Annotated in this window: 24 protein-coding genes; 10 read left to right on the top strand and 14 right to left on the bottom strand. The window is 55.9% G+C overall.

Features of this window, described 5'->3' with window-relative positions; translation table 11 throughout:
- Positions 1–166: 166 nt before the first annotated feature.
- Positions 167–1123, top strand: a complete 957-nt coding sequence (locus tag J7395_RS16730; protein ID WP_062951863.1) for a threonine/serine dehydratase — start codon at positions 167–169, stop codon at positions 1121–1123.
- A gap of 127 nt (positions 1124–1250) precedes the next feature.
- Here J7395_RS16730 and rpmF read toward each other — a convergent pair whose 3' ends face one another.
- The 5 genes from rpmF to J7395_RS16705 all read right to left on the bottom strand — a co-directional run bounded on the left by rpmF (position 1251) and on the right by J7395_RS16705 (position 4456).
- On the bottom strand, positions 1251–1430 hold the full coding sequence (gene rpmF / locus J7395_RS16725) for a 50S ribosomal protein L32 (protein WP_062951864.1): 180 nt from the start codon (positions 1428–1430) through the stop codon (positions 1251–1253).
- 41 nt (positions 1431–1471) lie between these two features.
- Positions 1472–2146, bottom strand: coding sequence for a GNAT family N-acetyltransferase (locus tag J7395_RS16720; protein WP_209222513.1), 675 nt, complete (start codon positions 2144–2146; stop codon positions 1472–1474).
- Positions 2143–2694, bottom strand: coding sequence for a GNAT family N-acetyltransferase (locus J7395_RS16715; RefSeq protein WP_209222511.1), 552 nt, complete (start codon positions 2692–2694; stop codon positions 2143–2145). Before J7395_RS16715 ends, J7395_RS16720 begins: the two co-directional genes overlap by 4 nt.
- Before the next feature lie 24 nt (positions 2695–2718).
- On the bottom strand, positions 2719–3576 hold the full coding sequence (locus tag J7395_RS16710; protein WP_209222509.1) for a sulfurtransferase: 858 nt from the start codon (positions 3574–3576) through the stop codon (positions 2719–2721).
- Positions 3577–3745: 169 nt separating this feature from the next.
- A complete protein-coding gene (locus J7395_RS16705; protein ID WP_209222507.1) occupies positions 3746–4456 on the bottom strand; it encodes an alanyl-tRNA editing protein in 711 nt (236 codons plus the stop codon).
- Between the two features lie 282 nt (positions 4457–4738).
- On the opposite strand from J7395_RS16705, the gene J7395_RS16700 reads away from it, so the two are divergent.
- Positions 4739–5518: a hypothetical protein gene (locus J7395_RS16700; protein WP_209222505.1), complete on the top strand. Its 780-nt coding sequence runs from the start codon at positions 4739–4741 to the stop codon at positions 5516–5518.
- 82 nt (positions 5519–5600) lie between these two features.
- The gene (locus J7395_RS16695) at positions 5601–6119 is read left to right on the top strand and encodes a hypothetical protein (RefSeq protein WP_062951870.1); all 519 of its coding nucleotides are present in this window, start codon (positions 5601–5603) and stop codon (positions 6117–6119) included.
- A 103-nt stretch (positions 6120–6222) separates the two neighbouring features.
- Here J7395_RS16695 and J7395_RS16690 read toward each other — a convergent pair whose 3' ends face one another.
- A complete protein-coding gene (locus J7395_RS16690; protein WP_209222503.1) occupies positions 6223–6624 on the bottom strand; it encodes a nuclear transport factor 2 family protein in 402 nt (133 codons plus the stop codon).
- Between the two features lie 102 nt (positions 6625–6726).
- Here J7395_RS16690 and J7395_RS16685 point away from each other — a divergent pair, with 102 nt between their 5' ends.
- Together J7395_RS16685 and J7395_RS16680 are read left to right on the top strand one after the other, a co-directional pair.
- Positions 6727–7581 carry a helix-turn-helix transcriptional regulator gene (locus J7395_RS16685; RefSeq protein WP_209222501.1) on the top strand — a complete coding sequence of 285 codons (855 nt, stop codon included), beginning with the start codon at positions 6727–6729 and terminating at the stop codon, positions 7579–7581.
- A gap of 297 nt (positions 7582–7878) precedes the next feature.
- Complete coding sequence (locus tag J7395_RS16680) at positions 7879–8157, top strand: tyrosyl-tRNA synthetase (RefSeq protein WP_209222499.1); 279 nt, start codon at positions 7879–7881, stop codon at positions 8155–8157.
- A gap of 80 nt (positions 8158–8237) precedes the next feature.
- On the opposite strand, the gene J7395_RS16675 is transcribed toward J7395_RS16680, so the two are convergent.
- From J7395_RS16675 to J7395_RS21020, 3 genes are all read right to left on the bottom strand, one after another.
- Positions 8238–9401 carry a PA0069 family radical SAM protein gene (locus J7395_RS16675; protein WP_247742217.1) on the bottom strand — a complete coding sequence of 388 codons (1164 nt, stop codon included), beginning with the start codon at positions 9399–9401 and terminating at the stop codon, positions 8238–8240.
- A gap of 132 nt (positions 9402–9533) precedes the next feature.
- Complete coding sequence (locus tag J7395_RS16670; protein ID WP_348541238.1) at positions 9534–10814, bottom strand: right-handed parallel beta-helix repeat-containing protein; 1281 nt, start codon at positions 10812–10814, stop codon at positions 9534–9536.
- Positions 10811–11158 (bottom strand): inverse autotransporter beta domain-containing protein, encoded by a 348-nt coding sequence (locus J7395_RS21020; protein ID WP_280634660.1) that lies wholly within the window; start codon positions 11156–11158, stop codon positions 10811–10813. Before J7395_RS21020 ends, J7395_RS16670 begins: the two co-directional genes overlap by 4 nt.
- A 363-nt stretch (positions 11159–11521) precedes the next feature.
- On the opposite strand from J7395_RS21020, the gene rfbB reads away from it, so the two are divergent.
- Complete coding sequence (gene rfbB / locus J7395_RS16665; RefSeq protein ID WP_209222583.1) at positions 11522–12577, top strand: dTDP-glucose 4,6-dehydratase; 1056 nt, start codon at positions 11522–11524, stop codon at positions 12575–12577.
- 523 nt (positions 12578–13100) lie between these two features.
- Here rfbB and J7395_RS16655 read toward each other — a convergent pair.
- On the bottom strand, positions 13101–13535 hold the full coding sequence (locus J7395_RS16655) for a hypothetical protein (RefSeq protein ID WP_209222495.1): 435 nt from the start codon (positions 13533–13535) through the stop codon (positions 13101–13103).
- Positions 13536–13825: 290 nt separating this feature from the next.
- Between J7395_RS16655 and J7395_RS16650 the strand changes: the two genes are divergently transcribed.
- The 3 genes from J7395_RS16650 (at position 13826) to J7395_RS16640 (ending at position 16290) form a co-directional block, all read left to right on the top strand.
- Positions 13826–14458 (top strand): LysE family translocator, encoded by a 633-nt coding sequence (locus J7395_RS16650; protein ID WP_062959661.1) that lies wholly within the window; start codon positions 13826–13828, stop codon positions 14456–14458.
- Positions 14459–14572: 114 nt separating this feature from the next.
- A complete protein-coding gene (locus J7395_RS16645; protein ID WP_209222492.1) occupies positions 14573–15100 on the top strand; it encodes a TetR/AcrR family transcriptional regulator in 528 nt (175 codons plus the stop codon).
- Positions 15097–16290, top strand: a complete 1194-nt coding sequence (locus J7395_RS16640) for an MFS transporter (RefSeq protein ID WP_209222490.1) — start codon at positions 15097–15099, stop codon at positions 16288–16290. The genes J7395_RS16645 and J7395_RS16640 overlap by 4 nt, the downstream gene beginning before the upstream one ends.
- 3 nt (positions 16291–16293) lie before the next feature.
- Here the strand turns inward: J7395_RS16640 and J7395_RS16635 are convergent, their stop codons facing one another.
- From J7395_RS16635 to J7395_RS16625, 3 genes are all read right to left on the bottom strand, one after another.
- The gene (locus tag J7395_RS16635) at positions 16294–16479 is read right to left on the bottom strand and encodes a hypothetical protein (protein ID WP_062949325.1); all 186 of its coding nucleotides are present in this window, start codon (positions 16477–16479) and stop codon (positions 16294–16296) included.
- Positions 16480–16483: 4 nt separating this feature from the next.
- Positions 16484–18052, bottom strand: a complete 1569-nt coding sequence (locus J7395_RS16630; protein WP_209222488.1) for an L-lactate permease — start codon at positions 18050–18052, stop codon at positions 16484–16486.
- Between the two features lie 200 nt (positions 18053–18252).
- On the bottom strand, positions 18253–19269 hold the full coding sequence (locus tag J7395_RS16625) for an LLM class flavin-dependent oxidoreductase (protein WP_062949321.1): 1017 nt from the start codon (positions 19267–19269) through the stop codon (positions 18253–18255).
- A 135-nt stretch (positions 19270–19404) separates the two neighbouring features.
- Between J7395_RS16625 and J7395_RS16620 the strand changes: the two genes are divergently transcribed.
- The gene (locus J7395_RS16620; RefSeq protein WP_209222486.1) at positions 19405–19914 is read left to right on the top strand and encodes an AAA family ATPase; all 510 of its coding nucleotides are present in this window, start codon (positions 19405–19407) and stop codon (positions 19912–19914) included.
- Positions 19915–19917: 3 nt separating this feature from the next.
- Here J7395_RS16620 and J7395_RS16615 read toward each other — a convergent pair whose 3' ends face one another.
- Complete coding sequence (locus J7395_RS16615) at positions 19918–20835, bottom strand: LysR family transcriptional regulator (protein WP_209222484.1); 918 nt, start codon at positions 20833–20835, stop codon at positions 19918–19920.
- Between the last annotated feature and the right edge of the window lie 27 nt (positions 20836–20862).

Genomic DNA, 20862 nt, shown 5'->3' with positions numbered 1-20862 from the left:
CCATAACTCAAAGCATTTCATGTCACCGGGTTCAAGGTTTTTTCACCGCAAAGAGTTGTGAAATCGCCATTTTGAGATATTTCAGTCCTTATGCCTCGCGTCCGGTTCCGGGCCGCGTTACAACAGACATAACCCGTCCAACCAAGTCCGACTTGCAGGAGGCCCCGTGCTCGAACTTCAGGATTTTCGTGCCGCGCGTCGCGCCATTTCCGATCACATGCGCCTGACGCCGGTATTTGCCGCCGGTATTTATAGCGACAGATCGGTTTTCCCCGACCGGGATCGCATCCCGGACCTGTATCTGAAGCTTGAAAACATGCAGGTATCGGGCTCGTTCAAGGCGCGCGGTGCGATGAATGCCGCCCTGGCCCTTGATGAAGACAAACGCGCGGTGGGGCTTTGTACCGCATCGGGCGGCAATCATGGCATGGGGGTGATCAATGCGGCCCGTGTGCTGGGCGTGCCGGTCAAAATCTTTTTGCCGACCAATACGCCAAAGCCCAAGGTCGAAAAGCTGCGCAAGCAGGGTGTTGACGTCGCATTGACCGGTGCGGTCTGGGACGATGCCAACCGGGCAGCCATGGATCATGCACGTGAAAGCGGCATGGCCTATATCCATCCCTTTGCCGATCCGAAGGTGATTGCAGGGCAGGGCACGATTGCGCTTGAGATGCTTGAACAGCAGGCCGACCTTGATACGCTGGTGGTGGCGATTGGCGGGGGCGGGCTTATTTCCGGTGTGGCGACAGCGGCCAAGCTTTTGCGACCATCGATCCGGGTGATCGGGGTTGAGCCGACAGGCGCCCCGACCTTGTTCGAGAGCATCAAGCATAACGAGGTCGCGACATTGCCAAGTGTGAATACGGCAGCAACCAGTCTGGCACCGCGTCAGTCATCGGCATTGAATGTTGATCTGATTGGCAGGAATGTCGACCGGATCGTTCTGGTCAGCGATGATGAAATGCGCGATGCGGCACGCTGGCTTTGGCGGGAATTGGGAATTGCGGTCGAGCTTTCGGCGGCGGCCGGGATTGCCGCGGTTCTGACCGACCGGCTGGGTGTCGATAATCCGGGCAAGATCGGGATTGTGATTTGCGGTACGGGTTCGGACGGGATGGCGTGATCAAATAAAAAAGGACGAAGCCGCGGGGCTTCGTCCTTTTTTAAACCAAACGCCATCCGAAAAACGGATGGCGCGGAAACTTGTAGCGTCGCAAACCGCCAAAGAGCCAAAGCTCTCCGGTGCGGAATTACATCTTCGGCTCGACCACCTGACGACCACGGTACATACCGGTGTTCAGGTCAATGTGGTGCGGGCGATGCAGTTCGCCGGTTTCTTTGTCTTCGCGGTACGAGCCCTTGGCGAGCTTGTCATGCGAGCGACGCATGCCCTGACGGGACTTGGTCACTTTTTTCTTTGGCACTGCCATGGGTCATCATCCTCTGGCTTGGGTAAACTCAGGCGCGCTTGTTAACGTGCGCGCTCGGGAAAGTCAACGATCAAAGTGCCGGAATTTTCATTTTCCTGCGACCTGTCGGCATTTTTGCCGTTGCCCGGACCGGCATCATGATCAACATGATGGTCGATATGCGGGATCAGGCCGGTATCACGCGGATCGTCAACAATATCTGTTCGCTGGTCGTATACACCAAAGCCTGCCTTCTGGTAAGCCCCCAAAGCAGTTGGATGATCCAGCGAACATGTATTGACTGTTATGCGTTGCGGTTTAAGGCCCCAGGCCGTGTCAATCGCCCAGTTCAGAAGGTATTTGCCATACCCCTTGCCGATGAAATCGGGGATCAGGCCCATATAATGCAGGTCGATCACGCCGTTTTCTTCAAGATCGGTCAGGTCCAGTTCGGCAAAACCGGCCGGGACGCCTGCGACATAAAGCACGTAAACGTGGGTTTCGGGCTTGGCGAGGATTTCGGCAAGTTCTTCATCGCCCATCAGGCGGCGCAACCACCACAGCCAGGGCTCGCCGACCGTATTATAAAGGTAGCGATAAAAGGACAGGGTGGGGTTTTCGGCGCGCACGATGGCGACCTTGCCCGGTGGGATGATTGCCGCAGGGCGATCTGGCGGATCAAGCATTTCAAGGAAGGTGACGACGACTTCCAGCTTGCGCGGATTGGATGCACTCATGACTTCAGCCTTTTTCGCATAACCACAAAATCGTTACCGATTTCAGATGTTTGCGCATTGGTTCGCGGGACGGTTTCGATAATTTCATAACCGAGCTTGCGATAAAAATCACGCACTGCCGGGTCTGTGACGGTGACCTTGTTTACAACAAGGCCGGTGGCGGCAAGGATATCCTCGGCCAGCGCCAGAAGGCCCGACCCAAGGCCGGTGCCGCGGGCATCGTTGGCCACAGCAAGATAGTGAACCCAGCCGCTTTCACCGTCATGACCGGCCATGACAGTGCCGATGATTGTAGCGTCTTTTGCCGATCGTGCCAAAATCACGCTGCCGCGCCCGGAATTCAGGCATGTGGCGAGATCACGACCGGCATCGTGGCCCGGTCCGGTCAGCCCGGATCTCTGCCAAAGGGTGCCGATGGCGGCGATGTCGTGGGTGGTCGGTGATTGCAGTCTTTCAAGAAAAAAGCCCGGTTCTTCCTTTCTGTCACTTTTGCCTGCCGCTTTGTTCGTGGCGGCATCGGTTTGGGACAGGGTGAGGGAACCGGGCATTTTCATATCTGTTGATGGACGGCGTTATGCCGGGCCTTTGTCGACCGGGCTTCCTTCGGTGCTGGCCCATTCGGCCCAGGAACCGTCATAGACCGCGACTTCCTTTTTCCCGGCGATATAGGCACCAAGGGCAAGCACGCAGGCGGTCACGCCCGAGCCGCAGGTTGTGACAACCGATTTATCAAGATTGACACCGGCATCATGGAAGGCGGTGCGAATGGCATCGGCGTCCCTGAAGGTGCCGTCAGCATTCAGGAGCCTGTCAAACGGCAGGTTATAGGAACCCGGCACGTGGCCAGCTTTTCCCCACGGTTCGTCGGCATCACCCGTGAAGCGTTCGGTTGCGCGGGCATCGACCAGTTGTTCGCGTTTGCTTTTGACGTTTGCCAGCACCTGATCATATTCGCGCAGCAGGAAGCTGTTGGCGCGCGCGGTGAAATGGCGTTCGCGCGGCGGGGTTGGTGCATCGGTCACCGGGCGGTTTTCGGCAAGCCATTTCGGCAGGCCGCCATCGAGCACGGCAACATCGTGATGCCCGAAATGGCGCAGCATCCACCATGCCCGGCAGGCGGCAAGGGCCGATCCCGTCTGGCCGTAAACCACGATGCGGACACCATCGCCAAGGCCAAGCTTGCGGACCTTGGCCGAAAACTTGATCGCGTCGGGCATCATGTGGGGAAGCGGTGCACTATCATCAGCAGCGATTTCGTCGATATCGAAGAATACCGCGCCCGGAATGTGCTGCGCGTTATAAATCTCGCGCGCATTTTTGTTCTGGGCGGGCATGTACCAGCTTGCATCGACGACGCGAACGTCGGGTGCATCAAGGTGATCCGCAAGCCACTGGGTGGAAACCAGTGCGTCGGAAGTTGGGTTGGTCATCAAAGAGACTCCGGTTTGCAATGGTGGGTATTGCGCGATCCGGGGCGTTTCCGCAGATCTGTATCTTCAAACTCAAATGTTTCTTGTTTTAATTTCTATCCGTCCTGAAAGCGCATGGCAATATCCCGACTTGATTTGTGGATATGCCGATTGCGCGTTTCCGGGGAATTCATTCATCAAAGACGATATTGATGCGGCGGTTCTGGCGGCCTTTCTTTTCGATCTTGGCAACCAGAACCCTGCCGATTTCGGCTGTCCTTTTGACATGCGTTCCGCCGCAGGGCTGATAATCGATCCCCTCGATCGTGACGGTGCGGATGCTGTTGCCGTCCATTGGTGGTTGCACCGACATGGTGCGGACCAGTTCCGGGTTGGCTTTAAGCTCGGCAATGCTGATTTCACCGTCATAAACCTCGGCATTGCTTGCGATCAGTTCGTTTAGCCGAGCGGTCAGTTCATCCTTGTCAGGCGCTTCGTCGGGCAGGTTGAAGTCAAGCCGCGCCTTGTGGGCGGCGATATTGCCGCCGGTGACGTCGCCTTCGACAATCGCGCACAGCAAATGCAGGCAGGTGTGAAACCGCATCAGGCGATGGCGGGTTTCCCAATCCAGTTCGGCCGTGATGATATCGCCGATTGCTGGCAGGTCGTGACCCCCGGCGATGATATGCAGGATTTTGCCGCTGTCGCGGTCCTTGATCGTGGTTGCGACCGGCATTTCACGGCCATCAGCGGTTTTGAAAATCCCGACATCGCCGGTCTGGCCGCCGGCGGTGGCGTAGAACACGGTCTGGTCCAGTTCAATGCCGCGGTCCGAGATCGAGATGACTTTGGCGTCGCAGTTCCGGCGATAGGCGTCTTCACGAAACAAAAGGCGGGTCACAGACTCCTCCATACTTGGTGGCGATCAGATCGCGTGACCGTCAGTTTGCCGCCTAAATCGGGGAGGCGGCAGATGTGCCTTTGGTGGGGCTGGGCAGCATCGCGGTGGCGGTCCGGTCTGAAATCTTGCAGTGAAATCATGGTGCTGCCGGAAGGCTTGGTTTGTCGAGGGATTTTTGTGAATTCAGATTGTGTATAAATTGATACATATTTTCGGAATTAATGTTGATAATGATACGATATGTATGGTATCCCCTTGGCCCAAATTGGGGGTGAAAGAAACTTGGCTGCTGTTATTCATGTCAAACTGACGGGCGAAGGTGATTTCGGGCCGGTGGATCTCGAATGTGCGATCCCGCCTGCGCGCCTGCCTTTGGTGATGGCGGCCCTGTTTGGTTCTCCGACCGGTTTGCGGGCGGGGGCGGTTGATCGTGTGGCAGCTTCTTCTTCGGGGGCTTCGATGTCGGCTGCCTCGTCCTCTTCCATGTCACCTGCGGCATTATCTCCGTCTGCGCCATCTTCGTTATTCGGGCCTGAAGGCTCTTCGTGGGAAATGCCTGCTGGCGGGCAATTCCCTGTAACGGCGCGGTCGGATCGATCCGGTCCAGTTCTTTCGCCGGCCCGGTCGGCTATTGCTGGCGAGGCTGCATCTGGACCGGAAAACGTACCGGGGCAGGTGGCCGGGCAGGCCGTTGGGCGCGATTTCGGTGGGGCCGGTCTGGTTGGCGAAGGTGCTGCGGATGCGATTGATTCGGCGAATTTCCTGATTGGATATATTGGTAATCTGGGCGATCTGATTGCCCGGCTGCAGCCACGTGGTTTTGCCGAAACGATCCTGATTGCCGCGATCTGGCTGCATTACCGCGACGGGCGCAGCTTTGTGACGCGTGACGATATCCGGCGGCTATTACGGCGGCAGGAACATCTGCGCATGCCAAAGAATTTCGGCCGTGATTTTCATAGCGCAATCACGCGGGGCTATATCGAACCGGTGGACGGGGATGGGGGATTTGCCGCCACCGGGACCGGATATCAGTGGTTTCGTGATGCCTGTATTAAATGATACAAAAAGTCGATAAAGTGGTTGACGTAATGTATTGATAATGTATCATTCTCGACGTGGGACAAAAACAGGCGGGGACAAAATGCGGGAATGGGAAGTACGGACAAGCTGCAGGGTCTGGCGTGGCCGATATGTGATCCGTGGGGGCGTTGATCGCATTGCCAGTGATATCGTCACCCTGCAGCAAAGCCGCTTTCCGGGGATTGAAACCGGCAAGGTTTCTCTTCGGGTTGTGACCATGGCGGTGATGGCGGTTCTGGCCGAGGAATGCTGCGAAGACGGCGTGACGGCAGCCGAACTTTCCTTTTTGCTGACCACATGCCTTGGCCGGCCGATTTCGCCGACCCGGATCGAACGCGAAATGGAAACGCTTTCGGGTTTGGTCTGGTCGGGGCCTTGGGGTGCGGAAACGCTTTATGTTCTTGAAAAGCGCGGTCTTCGCTTTTTCGAAAGCGCGCGCATGATGGCGATGAACGACACCGACGCCCAAAGCAAGGATTTGACAGAATATACAGGCGCGGAGGAAGGCGTGGACGGGCAGGAAATTGATCCTTCAATTATTGCCCGTCCGGCCCCCCACGTGCGTTATCGACTGGTTTAAGCTGCACATTAAAGCAGGTTTTCAGGCGGAGGTGATCAAGAGGTCACCTCCGTTTTTCGTGTCATGATTTTGATGCTGCCCTTGGCTTTTTTAGGCGATGATTTCAGTGGGCAATCCGCGAGGCCAGATCGCTGTCTTCTTTGGCACCAGCAATCAAATGCGACAGTTCCTCAATCCGGGAAATCTTGCCGTCCCGCATTTCGTAAAAAGTCAGAACCTTGCATGTCATTGTTGATCCATCTTTTTTGATGGCATCGACGATATGGATGTCGGCGATGCTGTTATTTGACGTGATGATCTTTTCAAACCGCACATGCGCGGATTTCAGGATTGATTTCAGTGTGCGGGCATGTGCGAGGAAATCCTGCAAATCAAGTGTTTTGCCATCGGCAATCTGAACATAATCCGATGTGAATAGATGCAACAGATCCTCTGCCGGGCGTTCGGGGTCGAGCAATAACCAAAACAGGTTTTCGAGAAAGATGCGTGTTTCGTCATGTGTCATGGTGCTGTTCCATTGATTGAAGAGGTTCAAGCCACCTTGACGATAGGTGATGAAATATGGCCAATCTAACCCATCGAAGCCAATCAATACGGTGTTTTGGCCATGTCTGACTTTTTGATCGATCCAGATGTTCTGGCGACGCTGAAAAAGCCTGCGTCATCACATGCGGGGAGTGCACAGGAGGGCGTTGAGGGTGACGTTGTGTCAGGCAGCGAAACCCGCCTGGCCGTTCGGGTTGTGATGCGCGAAACCCCAATTCCACGGGAAACCGGTGCGCATTCCCATCCGCAGGGGCAGTTGATCGGAGCGGTTTCAGGATTGCTGAGTATCTCGACCGATCATGGTAAATGGGTGGTCCCTGCTATCAATGCATTCTGGGTGCCGCCGGGAATGGAGCACGGACTGGTTTCGCACGGGCCGTTTCGCGGATGGAGCGTTTATGTCGGTCCCCACCTTTGTGCCGGGTTGCCAGATTACCCAAGGGCGTTGCGTACCAGCGAGCTGTTGATGGCGGCCATTCGCCGTGCTGCGGGTTGGGGCGATGGGCCGCAATCGGATGCCGAGGCACGCATAGCCCGGATTATCCTTGATGAAATTGCGGCAACCCCAAAGGAAACACTAGGATTGCCGATGCCAAAGGATCTTCGTCTGGTGCGTCTGGCGCAAGCCTTGATGGCTGATCTTTCTGATGGCAGGTCGATGACGCAATGGGCCGACTGGGCCGGAATTCCGTGCCGCACATTGGGGCGACGCATGTTACGGGAAACAGGCTTTGGTTTTGGTCAGTGGCGGACGCGGGCGCGCATGCTTGCGGCCCTTGAGATGTTGGCGGGCGGATTATCGGTAACGACAGTCGCACTCGATCTGGGATACGAGAATATCAGCGCGTTTATTGCAGCATTTCGCAAAACCTATGGCGTAACGCCTGCACGCTATTTTGCACCCGACGGACAGTAAGGGGATTTCCAGATCGGGCCTGTCGGTAACACGGCTTATGGCAATTTCATCTGGCCATCAGTGGCGGGGCGATCAAGGCCGCTGCAATCAGGCTTGACCTGACGGCATAAGGTACGTAATGATTTAAAGATGGAAAACATTGTTACACATCAGAACGCCTATTTTACGTCGTGCACATAGCGCGGCGCCTGTTGATGTGTTTGTAAATTAAACCAAGACCGGCTGCCCCAGGGCGGCCTTTGTTTTTTCCATAAACCGGTTTGCCCGAGGTGGCCCCACCAACAAGGAAACCGGAAAATGACCCATATCTCCCTTGCTGATCGCATGCCGACACTTGATTTCACGCCCAATGCCCTGAAAGACGGGATCGGGGTGGTGCCGCTTATTCTGATGGCGGGTTTTGCCGATACCATTACGGCGGCGAGCGAGCTGGTCGCAAGTGGTGCGGTCATGATCGAGAACAGACAGATTATTGATCCCGATCATCATATCCTGAGTTACGCGTTTGATGATGGCGAAGTCTTGCGCCTTACCGTTGGTGGCCAAAGGACGATGCTGATCCGTCGTGCGGAGTGATCGGGGCGGAGTGATCGGCTTGGTGCCCGCCGGTCGCGCGAGCAGGGCTTGGGGGCGAGGGGGCGATGTTGCTGGTGATCTCAGAACAGCGACATCTGCCCGTTCGCGTTCGGGCGGACAAAGCCGCTGCAATCAAGGTTGAGCGACCGACCGGTCATGCCGTGTTTTTTGCGTGCGGCATCAAACCGTCTGGCAATCAGATCGGCAATCGGGCCGGTGCCGCGCATGCGGGTGCCAAATTCGGATTGATAGCGTTCGCCGTCGCGCATCTGACGGATCAGCGACATGACCTTTGCCTTGCGGTCCGGATAATTGGCTTCGAGCCATTCTTCGAACAGATCGGCGATTTCAAGCGGCAGGCGGACAACGATGTGGGATACGGATGTTGCCCCGGCATCACGCACCGCCGTGACCAGATTTTCGATTTCCATGTCATTGAGGCCGGGAATGATCGGCGCACACAGGACCGTGACCGGGATACCGGCATCGGCAAGTTTGCGAATGGCATCAAGTCGACGGTGCGGGGCGGAGGCACGCGGTTCAAGAAGGTTGGATAATCTGTGATCAAGGCTTGTAACCGATACCGCGACCGACGCACGGTTTTTTGCGGCCATTGGCGCGATCAGGTCAATGTCGCGGGTGACCAGTGCGCCTTTGGTGATAATCGAAAAAGGATGGTGGCAATCGCCAAGCACCTTGATGATGGATCGGGTCAGTTGCTTTTCACGTTCAACCGGCTGATAGGGATCGGTGCTGGTGCCAATGACAATCGGGGCGGGCATGTAGCTTCTGGCGGCGAGCTGTTTACGCAAAAGTGCTGGGGCGTCGGGCTTCCAGAACAGCTTTGTTTCAAAATCCAACCCCGGCGACAGGCCGAGATAGGCGTGTGTTGGTCTGGCAAAGCAATAGATGCAGCCATGTTCACAGCCACGATAAGGATTGATCGAACGGTCAAACGGCACATCCGGGCTTTGATTTTTGGTGATCACGCTGCGCGCGCCATCAATGCCAAGGGTGGTGCGGATGCGCGGCGCGTCCTGATCTTCCATCAGGCTGGTCATCCAGCCATCATCGACCGCCTGATGGATATGGCGTTCAAATCGGCCATCAATGTTCGATACCGCCCCGCGGCCTTTTTGTCGGCGCGCGGGCAGCAGACCCGGATCAAAATCCGGATGGCTCCATCCTTCGCCCGGTTGGGCGGTTTCGATGTGATCGGATGTCGGTTCGATGATGTTTCGCATATGTTCAAAATATAGAACAAAATAGGAACATTCAAGCGAAATACGCAGTGCCCAGGTTGCCCGCACCGATGTCAACGCGGACAGCGGCAGGCCGTTGATTTGACATCATCTGGCTATCAACAGCTTTCCTGATTACGGGCAGGTCGGCGTTGCTGTCGTGAAACTGATGGAGCCGGTGTTTGTCCCGCCACCGACATTGCATGTACTTACATTGCCGCTGTTCCCGGAGCCGGAGAGATTCGTATTGTTCAGGTTAAAGAAGATCAGGTGGTTGGTTGCCGCCCCGCTGGCATTGAGTGTGTTGTTCTCGAAGACGAGGTTGTCTGATCCGATGACTGACAGGGCATAGGCAAAGGTATCGTTACTGGTGGCTGTGATCGTATTACCGCGAATGACGGTGTTTTGTGCGTTTCCGATAACCTGTATGCCAAAGGACGTGTTGCCCGTAGCGTTGCTGGTCAATGTGCTATTGATGATTTCGACGTTATTCACGCCGTTGATCCGCACTGCTGTGGTCGCACCCGCGGAGGTGGTTGAGACAGTAACGCCAACAAGGCGACTATTGTCGGCCATGTTGAAAATATGGCTTGGACTGCCAAAGCCGGGCGGAGTGCCGCCTTGGCCGCTCAGGCTGGCACCCGGTGTGGTGATGGTCAGAGTACGACCGGAAGGTGTTTTAACATCAAGATTGCCCGTTCCCATGATGGTTTGGCCGTTTTGAACATCAAGGCGGCTGTTCACGTTGGCAAAACTGCCATTCAGGATCACGGTCGAATTGGCACCGGCGGATGAGATGGTCGTGGCGAGGTCGGCACTTGCTGTTGTTGCGCTGCTGACAAGCGTGATGGTGTTGCCGTTGGCCGTGCTTGTTATTTCCTCTGCCGTGGTGAATTGCCCGGCCTGACTGACGATATCAATGTCGCGTATGATCGGATCGGTCATGCGGCGTTCGATAGCGTTCAGGCGCGGTTTGGGATTGTCGCCAAAATCCTGAAGCGGGATGCGCAGGCGGAAGCTGGCAAAGCTTTGTGTGCCGCGCGGATCGTCATGCTGGACTTCAGCCCCCAGCGAAAAGCGCGAGCCTTCCCACAAGAACGGTATTTCATCAAAGGTCAGGTCAAGCCGCCCGCGAGGTCCCTGCACCGTGTCCACATCGTCGTCGGTAAAGCGATAGCCGCCTGCGTAAAGGCGCAATTGTTGTGGTGCTGTGGCTTCAAACAATGGTGCGCGCCAGCCGATTTCGGCATCAAAACCGCGAAGGGCGCGTTCTTCGCCCTGACGGTACATGATCGTGGTGCCGGAAAAATCCACCGTACTCAGGCTGTCTTCGATATAGCTTGTCTTGCCGACCGGCATATAGGCATTGGCGCGAAAATCCCAGTCAAGCGAGAGCGCTTCGGCCCCGAAAGTCACCTGATTGAATTTGTTGTCATACGCGCTGTGCGGCGATCAAAATAGCCATAGCCGCCAATATTCCAGCCGCTATCAAGCATCTGGCGAATGCCGACACCGAAATTGCCTTCGTGACTGTTGGCATCATCCATCCGTGCGCGGATATTGGCAAAGGTCAGGGTATCGTCATCCTGCCACAGCGGAATGAACAGATCGGTTTCGCCAAGGTTGCGGTCGGTGCCGGCCTTGCCTTCCAGGTCGATATGCGGCCCCCATTTGTTGCCGCCTTCCGCGTCCTGAGCATGCGCGGAAGGCGCAAAAGCGACGACGCAGCTACAGACAAATCCAACCGCATATTTTTTCATTTTTTGTCTTCAATCATTTTGATCTGGCTTCTGCGCGACAGGGAAAATCGCTGGCATATCGCGCATCAGTCAGGGCCGGCAGTTAAGCCAGTTCATGAAATGCAAGTCCGAGGATTAGGGGATTTGTGCATGGGTCGCCACAGCAATGGCAGGGATGCGATATTTTCCTGCGCAAATTGGATAACCACTGCGCTTTATGGATAGAAAACAGGGTGAGGCGCGTAAAAGAGGACTATTGAGCCCGTCTTTTCATCGACCTTTTAAATTGCCTTTTTGATTGCCACTTCAATTGCCATTTCGGGGCCATTTTTAGGTGTTTTTCTGTCGGGTAAGAAAAAGACCAACAGGATAAAGGTGTTAGTGATGCGCGTCATGGTGACTGGCGGGGCGGGATTTATCGGATCAGCCCTGTGTCGTTATCTGGTTCTTGAACGTGGCTGGGAAGTGCTTAACCTTGACAAACTGACCTATGCCAGCGATCTGAGCAGTCTTGATACCATCGATCATCTGCCGAATTATCAATTCATCAAGGCCGACATTGCCGATCCGCTTGCGGTTGCGGCGGCCCTTCATGATTTCGGCCCGGATGCGGTCATGCATCTGGCGGCGGAAAGCCATGTGGACCGGTCGATTGACGGGCCGGGGACGTTTATCAACACCAATGTTGTCGGGACCTATCACTTGCTTGAAGCGGTGGCCGTTTACTGGCGCGGCCTTTCGCCGGATGATCGGGAACGGTTCCGGTTCCATCACATATCGACCGACGAGGTTTACGGATCGCTTGGCCCCGATGATGGGCTGTTTACCGAACAAAGTCCGTATCGGCCCAATTCCCCCTATGCCGCAAGCAAGGCATCATCGGATCATCTGGTGCGGGCGTGGTGCCATACCTATGGCCTGCCGGTGGTGATCAGCAATTGTTCGAACAATTATGGTCCGTTCCAGTTTCCGGAAAAATTCATTCCGCTGATGACCATCAATGCCCTGCGTGGCAGGAAGTTGCCGGTTTATGGCGATGGCCGCAATATCCGCGACTGGCTGCATGTTGATGATCATGCCCGTGCGCTGGCGATGATTGTCGAGCAGGGCCGGGTCGGGGAAACCTATAATGTCGGCGGGCGGAACGAGGCGCGCAATATCGATATGGTGCGCCAGATATTCGATCTGGTATGTGAACTGGCCGAGGATGTGCCGATCACGAAATTTGACGATATTGTTGAATTCGTCACCGATCGTCCGGGGCATGATCATCGTTATGCGATTGATGCGACGAAGATCGAGACCGAGCTTGGCTGGAAGGCGACGCATGATATCGCATCGGGCCTGCGCGAGACGGTGCAATGGTATATCGACAATCGCGACTGGTGGCAGGCGATCCTTGATCATGAATATGATCTGCAACGGCTGGGGCAGGGCTGATTTCGCCCTGCTGGCCGGGATAAGGGGCGATGTATCGGTACAATCGCGCGCTTGCCGGTTTTTACAATCCATCTATAGTTTCGTGGCCACCCCCTTTTAAGGAGCCACCCTGATGGATTGGGCACAGTTTATCAGCTTCACACTTGTCACCGCCCTTCTGGTGATGTCGCCGGGCCCCAATGGCGTTCTGATTGCCAAAACCGTTCCGACATCGGGACTTTGATTGCGGGTAATGACAGTGCGCGCACCATCAATGCCAAGAGTAGGTTTGATGCACGTGGCTCGTCTTCCAGAAGCTGATTGATCCAGCCATCATCAACGGCCTAGTGGATATGCCGTTCAAAACGGCCATCAATGTTGGAGATGGCCCCGCGCCCTTTTTGCCCGCACGGGGCAAGCAACAATAGATCAAAATTCGAATCATTCCATCCGATTTTCTTCGTGTTTCGGATGTGAGTATTCAAAGTATTTCTTTAGTGGTTCTAACATTTTTAAAACATTATTATTGGTTCTCGGCGTGTTTTCAGAGGAAATAATAATGTTCAATGTCTGCTGGGCTAAGGTTTTCCGCCGCCATTTTTTTCCATTTCATGCAGCTATTAACCCACTGCGCACCTTCAAATTCTTTTCTTGTGGCCATTTTAGCGAACGTGTCGTTATCTTTCTCTTCTGCTAGATGATTTAGCATGAACTTGATTTCTTTCCAGCTTTCTGCCGATGCTCTCTTCGAGATAATATTGTTCTCAATCAGTGTTTTTAAGCAAAAAACCAGCGCCATTTCCCTTAGTTTACTGGCCCTTAGTTGTGAAATTTGATCCATAAACTCATTGACCATTTGATCGCTGTGAATGTCGATATTTAACCCAGGCATTGGTGAAATGAGAAACACAACATCGAGTTGTTGAGTTGGGGGTAAATCCTTAATCCAATTGATTATCTTATCTAATGGAGCCGTCATGTGTGTCCTCGTCATGGTGTGTTTTGAAAAATTGATTGGAAATCGTTTATATGAAGTTTTATTTACTTACTGTAAGGAACGTATCGGGAACATTCAAGCGCAATTTGGACTGGTGTGGCCGATGTGTGCAGGCATAGGGCACGGACGATCTGCAAGGGTTTTGAAAATGTGGCGGGTCTGATTGTCAGTGGGGATAAAATCCAGAAGATGTATCGGTACAATCGCGCGCTTGCCGGCTTTCACAATCCATCTATAGTTTCGTGGCCACCCTCTTTTAAGGAGCCACCCTGATGGATTGGGCACAGTTTATCAGCTTCACACTTGTTACCGCCCTTCTTGTGATGTCGCCGGGCCCCAATGGCGTTCTGATTGCCAAAACCGTTCCGACATCCGGCCGCGCGGCAGGCTTTGCCAATGTTGCCGGTTTCGTCACTGCCTTTTACCTGCATGGCACATTGTCGATTTTGGGGATCTCGGTGATCCTGGTGCAGTCGGCGCAACTGTTCATGATGGTGAAGATTGCCGGTGCGGCATATCTTTGCTGGGTCGGGTTCAAGGCGCTACGCGAGGCATGGCGAGGGGTTAAAACCGTTGCCGAAGTTGCGCCGGCCAAACGCCGCAGGACGCTTCTGGTGGCGTATGGCGAAGGGTTCCTGACCAATGCGCTTAATCCCAAGGTATCGATTTTCTATCTTGCGGCATTTCCGCAATTCATTCCGGTCGGCGAGGGCGCGATTACATCGGCCTTCATGCTGGTTTGTGTGCATGCCAGCATCAATATCATCTGGTTTTCGACCATGATCATTCTGTTGTCGCGCCTGACCGGGATGGCACGCAATGGATCGTTCCAGCGCGCCTTAAAAGCCGTGACCGGCAGCGTGTTTATTGCGTTTGGCATCAAGCTTGCGATGTTCCGGCCTTAACGGCGTTTCATGCGCTGAAATCGTGTCGGGTTGCCGTGTCGGGGTGTCTTGCAGGGAAAACCGGCAGGGGCTGCTTGTGTTGACAGTGTAAAACGATCGTTTTACACTTTACCCATGGATATCAAGACAAACCTTATTGCTACGGCCGAGCGGCTTTTTGATCGCAATGGCTTTAGCGCAACCGGCATGGATCGGCTGACGCAGGAAGCGGGTCTTTCCAGTCGCACACTTTACAAACATGTCGGCAGCAAGACAGCGCTTATGGCGCTGGTGCTTGGCGCGCGCGAACGGCGTTTTATGGAACGCCTTGATGTGCAGACCGTTGATGAAATCTTTGACGTGCTGGGACAATGGACACGTGATGAAGGCGGGCGTGGATGCCTGTTTTTGCGAAGCTACGGTGAAACCGGGGGTGACATCCCGGAAATTGCCAATGTTGTCCTGACGCACAAAGACGCAACCAGAGCCAAAATTGCCGAAATCGTCCAAGGTGATCTGGGGGCCGGGGATCACGGGGAGCTGACAGAACAGATTTTGGTTTTGTTTGAAGGGGCCGTGGCCGCCGCGGTTTATCGCGGGATGGATGCCATAAGTGCCGCACGCAAGGCGGCGGCCATTCTTGTTACACAGGCGCGTTCATGAAGCCCGATTTCAAACCTGCCGTCAGCCCGGCGGTTCAGATTGGTCTTGTCGGCTTTGCGCTGATTGCCATTTGTTATGGTTTTGCCAGATTTGCCTTTGGGCTTCTGTTGCCGCAAATCGATGCGGAATTGTCACTTGGCCCGACTGTTTCCGGCGTGATTTCCGGCGGGTCATTTTTGGGCTATTGCCTGTTCATTATTATTTCTGCGATTGCGACCGAACGCCATGGCCCCCGTGTGGTTGCGACGGCGGCGGCATGTGTTGCAGCGATTGGCATGGCCGGGATTGCCGTCGCGCCGGATGTGGTCTGGCTGGCGGTGGCGGTTATGATTGCCGGCGCCAGTACCGGTCTGGCATCGCCGCCGATGGCTGCGGCTGTTGCGGTGGCAGTGCGACGTGACCGGCAGGATATGACCAATACCGTGATCAATGCCGGGACCAGTGTTGGCGTGATGTTATCGTGGCCGATTGCGTTAATGATTGGTGGCCAATGGCGGCTTGTCTTTGCCGTCTTTGCCGGTGCCGCCATTATCCTGACGATTGCCCTTATACGGACAATTCCGCGCGGGACAAAGGCCGCGGCCACACAGGCCAAAGGTGGAATGCCGTCCCTGAAAGGGGATGTCGCCAGACTGATTTGCGCGGCCTTTCTGATGGGGGCGGCAAGCACGGCAATCTGGTCATTTGGCGGGCAGCTTGCACGGATGCAGCTTGATCTGGGGGAAAGCGGCAGCGGTGCATTGTGGGTTGCCATCGGGATCGGTGGTATTGCCGGTGCATGGGCAGGGGCATTTGTGGCCCGGTTCGGGATCAACCGGGTGCACTGGGCTTTTCTGGCACTGATGGCGGCCGGTATTCTTACCGCGGGAACAGGCACGTTTATGGCCGTAACGTTCGCAGGCGGGGTTTTGTTTGGCGGGGCCTATGTCACGTTAACGGGGGTGTATCTGGTGTGGGGTGTACGGGCACTTCGGGATCGGCCCGCCACTGGCCTGATGATCGGTTTTTTAACCATTGCCATTGGTCAGACGGCTGGCGCACCGGTTTTCGGGTTACTGCTGGACCACATGGGGCCAGATAGTGCAGTGGTTATTTTTGCCTGTCTTGGCCTTCTGGCCGGGACAATGAGAACACGCAAAAAACGGGTTGCCGTCGATCCTGAAATCCGGCGGGCAACCCCCACCGGCTAGCAGCTATTTCTTGATGACGATCAGGGCCATGATGGCCGCAAACAGGCCAAACAGAATGCCGCCCACAGGTATGCCAGACAGGATGCCGGAAAGGGCGGCATCTTCGTTGATCAGGGCTTCAAACGCGACCAGCGGCAGGATCAGGGACGCCAGAAACAGAAAGACCGGATTGAACAGTTTGTTTTTCATGGTCTTAACCCCCGATCATCGCAATCAGCAACAGGCCCAGCGCCATGAAGCCGCAAAGGGCGGTCAGAAGGACACCGGTTTTCAGCACGACCGATAAAACCGGCCCTTCCTTGCCCGAAAGCCCGACGGTCGAACAGCCGACCAGGATTTTTGACGGGGCCAGCATGCTGCCAAGCGATGCGCCGGTTGCCTGTGCGGCCAGAACAAGGGCGGTGGAAATGCCCGAAAGTTCGGCGGTGTGGCGCTGGAACATGCCGAAGACCACGTTGGAATTATTGGTGCTGCCGGTCATGAAGGCCCCCAGGGCGCCGATGGCTGGTGCCACCACCGGATAGGCGATGGCAAAGGCGCCGGAGAACAGCGCAGCACCGCCTTCGGCCAGGGCATAGGTCATGCCCGAGTGATCCATGATAATGGCAAGGCCGATGACCGGCACCATGCCGATGCTGGTCGGAAGGCCGCTTTTGACCGTGCGTTGCCAGATGCGTCTGGCGATGCCGTTGTCATAGCGCCCGCGGATTTTGAAAAAGGCAAAGCTGATGGCGGCGGTATACAGCAGCAACGCGCCGGGATGGCCGAAAATGGCAATCGGCTTGGCGCTTTCGGCATCGATATTCCAGCCAAGATCGGTTGAAACCGCCGGGAAATCGAAGGTCAGGCGAAGGCCGGACAGGAAGTCCTCGACCGGGGGGATGAAGGTTGCGATGCCGACAATCACCATGAAAACGAGGTAAGGGGTCAGTGCCTCGATCAAAGGCATGTGATGATGGTCGTCTTCGGTGGTTTCGGCAACGTCATCGGGATGGGGTTTCCAGAACCGGGTGACGATGATCGAGGTGACAAGCCCGGCAATCCCGGCAGTCAGCCCGCCCAAAGTCCAGACGCCGTAATTCGCCATCAGATATTGAACAACACCCATGACACCGGCAATCAGCACCAGCGGCACGATCCGGCGACGCACGGTGCGAAAACCGCCATCAAGCCACAGAACCGCCGCCCCGCAGGTAAAGCCCGACAGGCCAAGCAGAATGGCGGAATAATGCGTGAGCTCGGTACCGGGAATGCCGGTAACGCCGATCAGGGCCTCGAACGAGGTTGCCATATTGCCAAACAGCACCGACCAGCTATGGCCGATCATCGGGGCGGCAACCGCGATGACGGGCGAGAACCCCATGCCGAGCAAAAGCGGTGCGATCACCGCAATCGGCACCCCGAACCCGGCAACGCCCTGCAGGAAGGTGGCAAACACATAACCAAGGATCAGCAATTGCAGCGGGCGGTCGTCGGTTAGCTGGCGGATGGCCCGTCCGATGGTTTTGATGGCCCCGGCTTCTTCGGCCGCGAAATAAAGGATCAGGGCGGCCCAGACGATATAAAGGATATAAAGCGCCAGCATGACGCCCTTGGCCTGCGCGATGATCAGCATATCGGTCGGGGCACCAAACGCGATCATGGCGATGGCAACGGTGACGAACCATGCGGCCGCACCGGCGCGTGCCGCGCCCCAGTTTGCCTTGATCATCAGAAACAGAATGGTGGCGATTGGCAGGGCAGCCAGAAGGAAGTCTGTCATGGGGGCGAGCCAAAACCTTTTGGAACAATGTGTTGCGGTTGATTTTCAACCGGGTCGACATCTTGTCCCAGCGCATCTGCAAGCGCAAGAAAACAGTTGGGGTCAGTGCGGATGCATTTCATATGATGAAATACAAGAACGGGCCCGATCAGCATGGATCGGGCCCGATAATTACCTGATGAATTGTTTCAGGCGCAGTTTCATGCGATTTTTTCGGCCTGTTCGGCGTCAAGCTCATCACGGAGTTCGGCCGCAATCGAGAATGATTTCAGCCGTGCCGCGTGATCAAAGATATTGGCGGTGACCATGATTTCATCGGCCTTGGTCATATAGATGAAATCGCGCAGTTTTTTGCGTGCGGTATCGCGCGAGCCGATTGCGGCGCAGCGCATGGCATGATCGACACCGGCCTTTTCCACCCGGTTCCAGATGTCATCCATCGATTTGACCGGTTTGGGCAACTGACCCGGCGAACCACGCCGCAAATTCAGGAATTGCTGCTGCATGGAGGTGGCAATAAATTCGCCTTCCTCGTCGGTATCGGCGGCAAAGAAGCCCATCGCGGCAATCGCATAGGGTTTATCAAGCTGTTTGCTGGGCTCGAACCGGTGACGATACAGCGACAGCGCATCCATCAGCATATCGGGCGCAAAGTGTGACGCAAAGGCAAAGGGCAGGCCAAGACGGGCGGCCAGATCAGCGGAAAACAGGCTGCTGCCCAGAAGCCACATCGGAACTTCGGAGCCATAACCCGGAACGGCCCGGATTGGCGGGTTGCCTTCAAGCGGGGCAAGGAATTGCTGAACCTGGAGCACGTCCTGGATAAAGCGTTCCTCGGTCCCGTGCATGTCGCGGCGAAGGGCGGCGGCGGTGCGTTGGTCGGTTCCCGGTGCGCGCCCGATGCCAAGATCGATACGGCCGGGATACAGCGCATCAAGGGTGCCGAACTGTTCGGCAATCACCAATGGCGCATGGTTGGGCAGCATCACGCCGCCCGAGCCAACCCGGATGGTTTTGGTGCCCGCCGCGACATGGGATATGACGACCGACGTTGCGGCACTGGCGATGCCGGGCATGTTGTGATGTTCGGCCAGCCAGTAACGATGAAAGCCGAGATTTTCGGCATGCTGGGCGAGTTCAAGCGTATTGCGCAAGGCATCGCGCGGATGTTCGCCCTCGTTAACGGGGCAAAGATCAAGAACGGAAAAACGGGGCATAGGCATAATCCCAGTTGGGCGCAGGCCGAAAACGGCGCGCCGGATTTCAGTGTTGGGGTTAATCTAGCCCAAAATCAGGTGCTTGCCAGTGCGGGAGTGTCGGTTTTAGGGTCAGGACCGGAGAAAGGATAGAATATGCTGATCATTTTTGGCGGTTTGCCCGGTGTTGGCAAGACATCCATTGCACGCGCACTGGCGCAAAAAATCGGTGCGGTGCATCTTCGGATCGACACGATAGAGCAGGCGGTCCTTGATGCCGGGGTGCCGCCCGATGATGATATCGGCCCGGTCGGCTATATGGTTGCCAACCGGCAGGCGACCGATAACCTTAAGCTGGGCCTGACGGTGATCGGCGATGCGGTCAATTCGGTTGAAGAAACCCGAAGCGAATGGCGACTGGCAGCAGAGCGCGCCGGGAAACCGTATGTGCAGATTGAACTGATCTGTTCCGATCCGGCGGAGCATCGTCACCGTGTCGAAACCCGGCCCTGCGATATTGAAAACCTGCATCAGCCCGACTGGGACAAGGTCCTTGGCCGTCATTACGAGCGGTGGGACGGGGTTGATCTGATTATCGATACGGCAAAGATGACGGTCGATCAGGCTGTTGATGCGATCTGTAAGGTCGTCAATAAAAACAAATAATATTCAATCATTTGTGTCATTTTCCTGATCTTCTGCGCGATGCGTGTTCAGCGTGCGGCCAACGAAGTTGCGTAGCACGGTCGAGATATCGTTGCTGCGATAGGCCAGCGCCAGATGCGCCATCGGGACATCCCCCGCGACCTTGCGATAGACGACCCCATTGACCTGCAATTGTGCCATGGCGGCGGGGACCAGCGAGAAGCCCAGTTCGGCGGCGACAAAGTTGATCACCGATCCCAATTGCGGCGCGCTTTGCCCCATGACCGGTTCAAACCCGGCGGCACGGCAGGCGGCAACGACGATATCGAAATGGGTTGGTCCGACCTGTCGCGGGGTCAGGATCAGGGCATCATCACGCAGGGTTTCAAGCGCCACCGTTTCATGCCGGGCCGCCGGATGGCCCGCCGGAAGCACGATCAGCATCGGTTCGGATGTCAGGCGGTGCAGTTTGATGTCATCGCTGTTGGCAGCACCCTGGCGCAGGAAGACGGCATCAAGCTGTTCATCCATAAGCGCATTCAAAAGGCGGGCGGAATTGTTTTCTTCCAGCGTCATTTCAACACCCGGATAGGACCGGCGGAAATCACGGAAAACGCGTGGGACGCTGGGGCTAAACGCGGCGGATGCGGTAAAGCCTACCCGGATCGAGCCGATTTCACCGCGACCGGCGCGCTGTGCGGCGCGGATGGCGCGTTCGGCCAGTTCGGGGAAATGCTGTACGATATCGCGAAAGGCAATTCCAGCCTCGGTCAATTCCGCGCCATGCGGGACGCGGTGAAACAACTGGGTGCCGATTTCGGTTTCAAGATCGCGGATCTGCTGGCTTAGCGGCGGCTGACCGATGCCGATGCGGGCTGCGGCACGGGTAAAGTTCCCTTCGCGGGCAACTTCAAGAAAATATCGAATATGGCGCAGTTCCACCCGGTATCTCCAAAACATATCGAAAAT

Origin of the sequence: Thalassospira sp. A3_1 (genome assembly GCF_017744215.1) — a bacterium.
GTDB classification, from domain to species: Bacteria; Pseudomonadota; Alphaproteobacteria; order Rhodospirillales; family Thalassospiraceae; genus Thalassospira; species Thalassospira lucentensis_A.
Note: the sequence above shows the minus strand (reverse complement) of the source record. Positions and strands in the feature narration are given on the sequence as shown.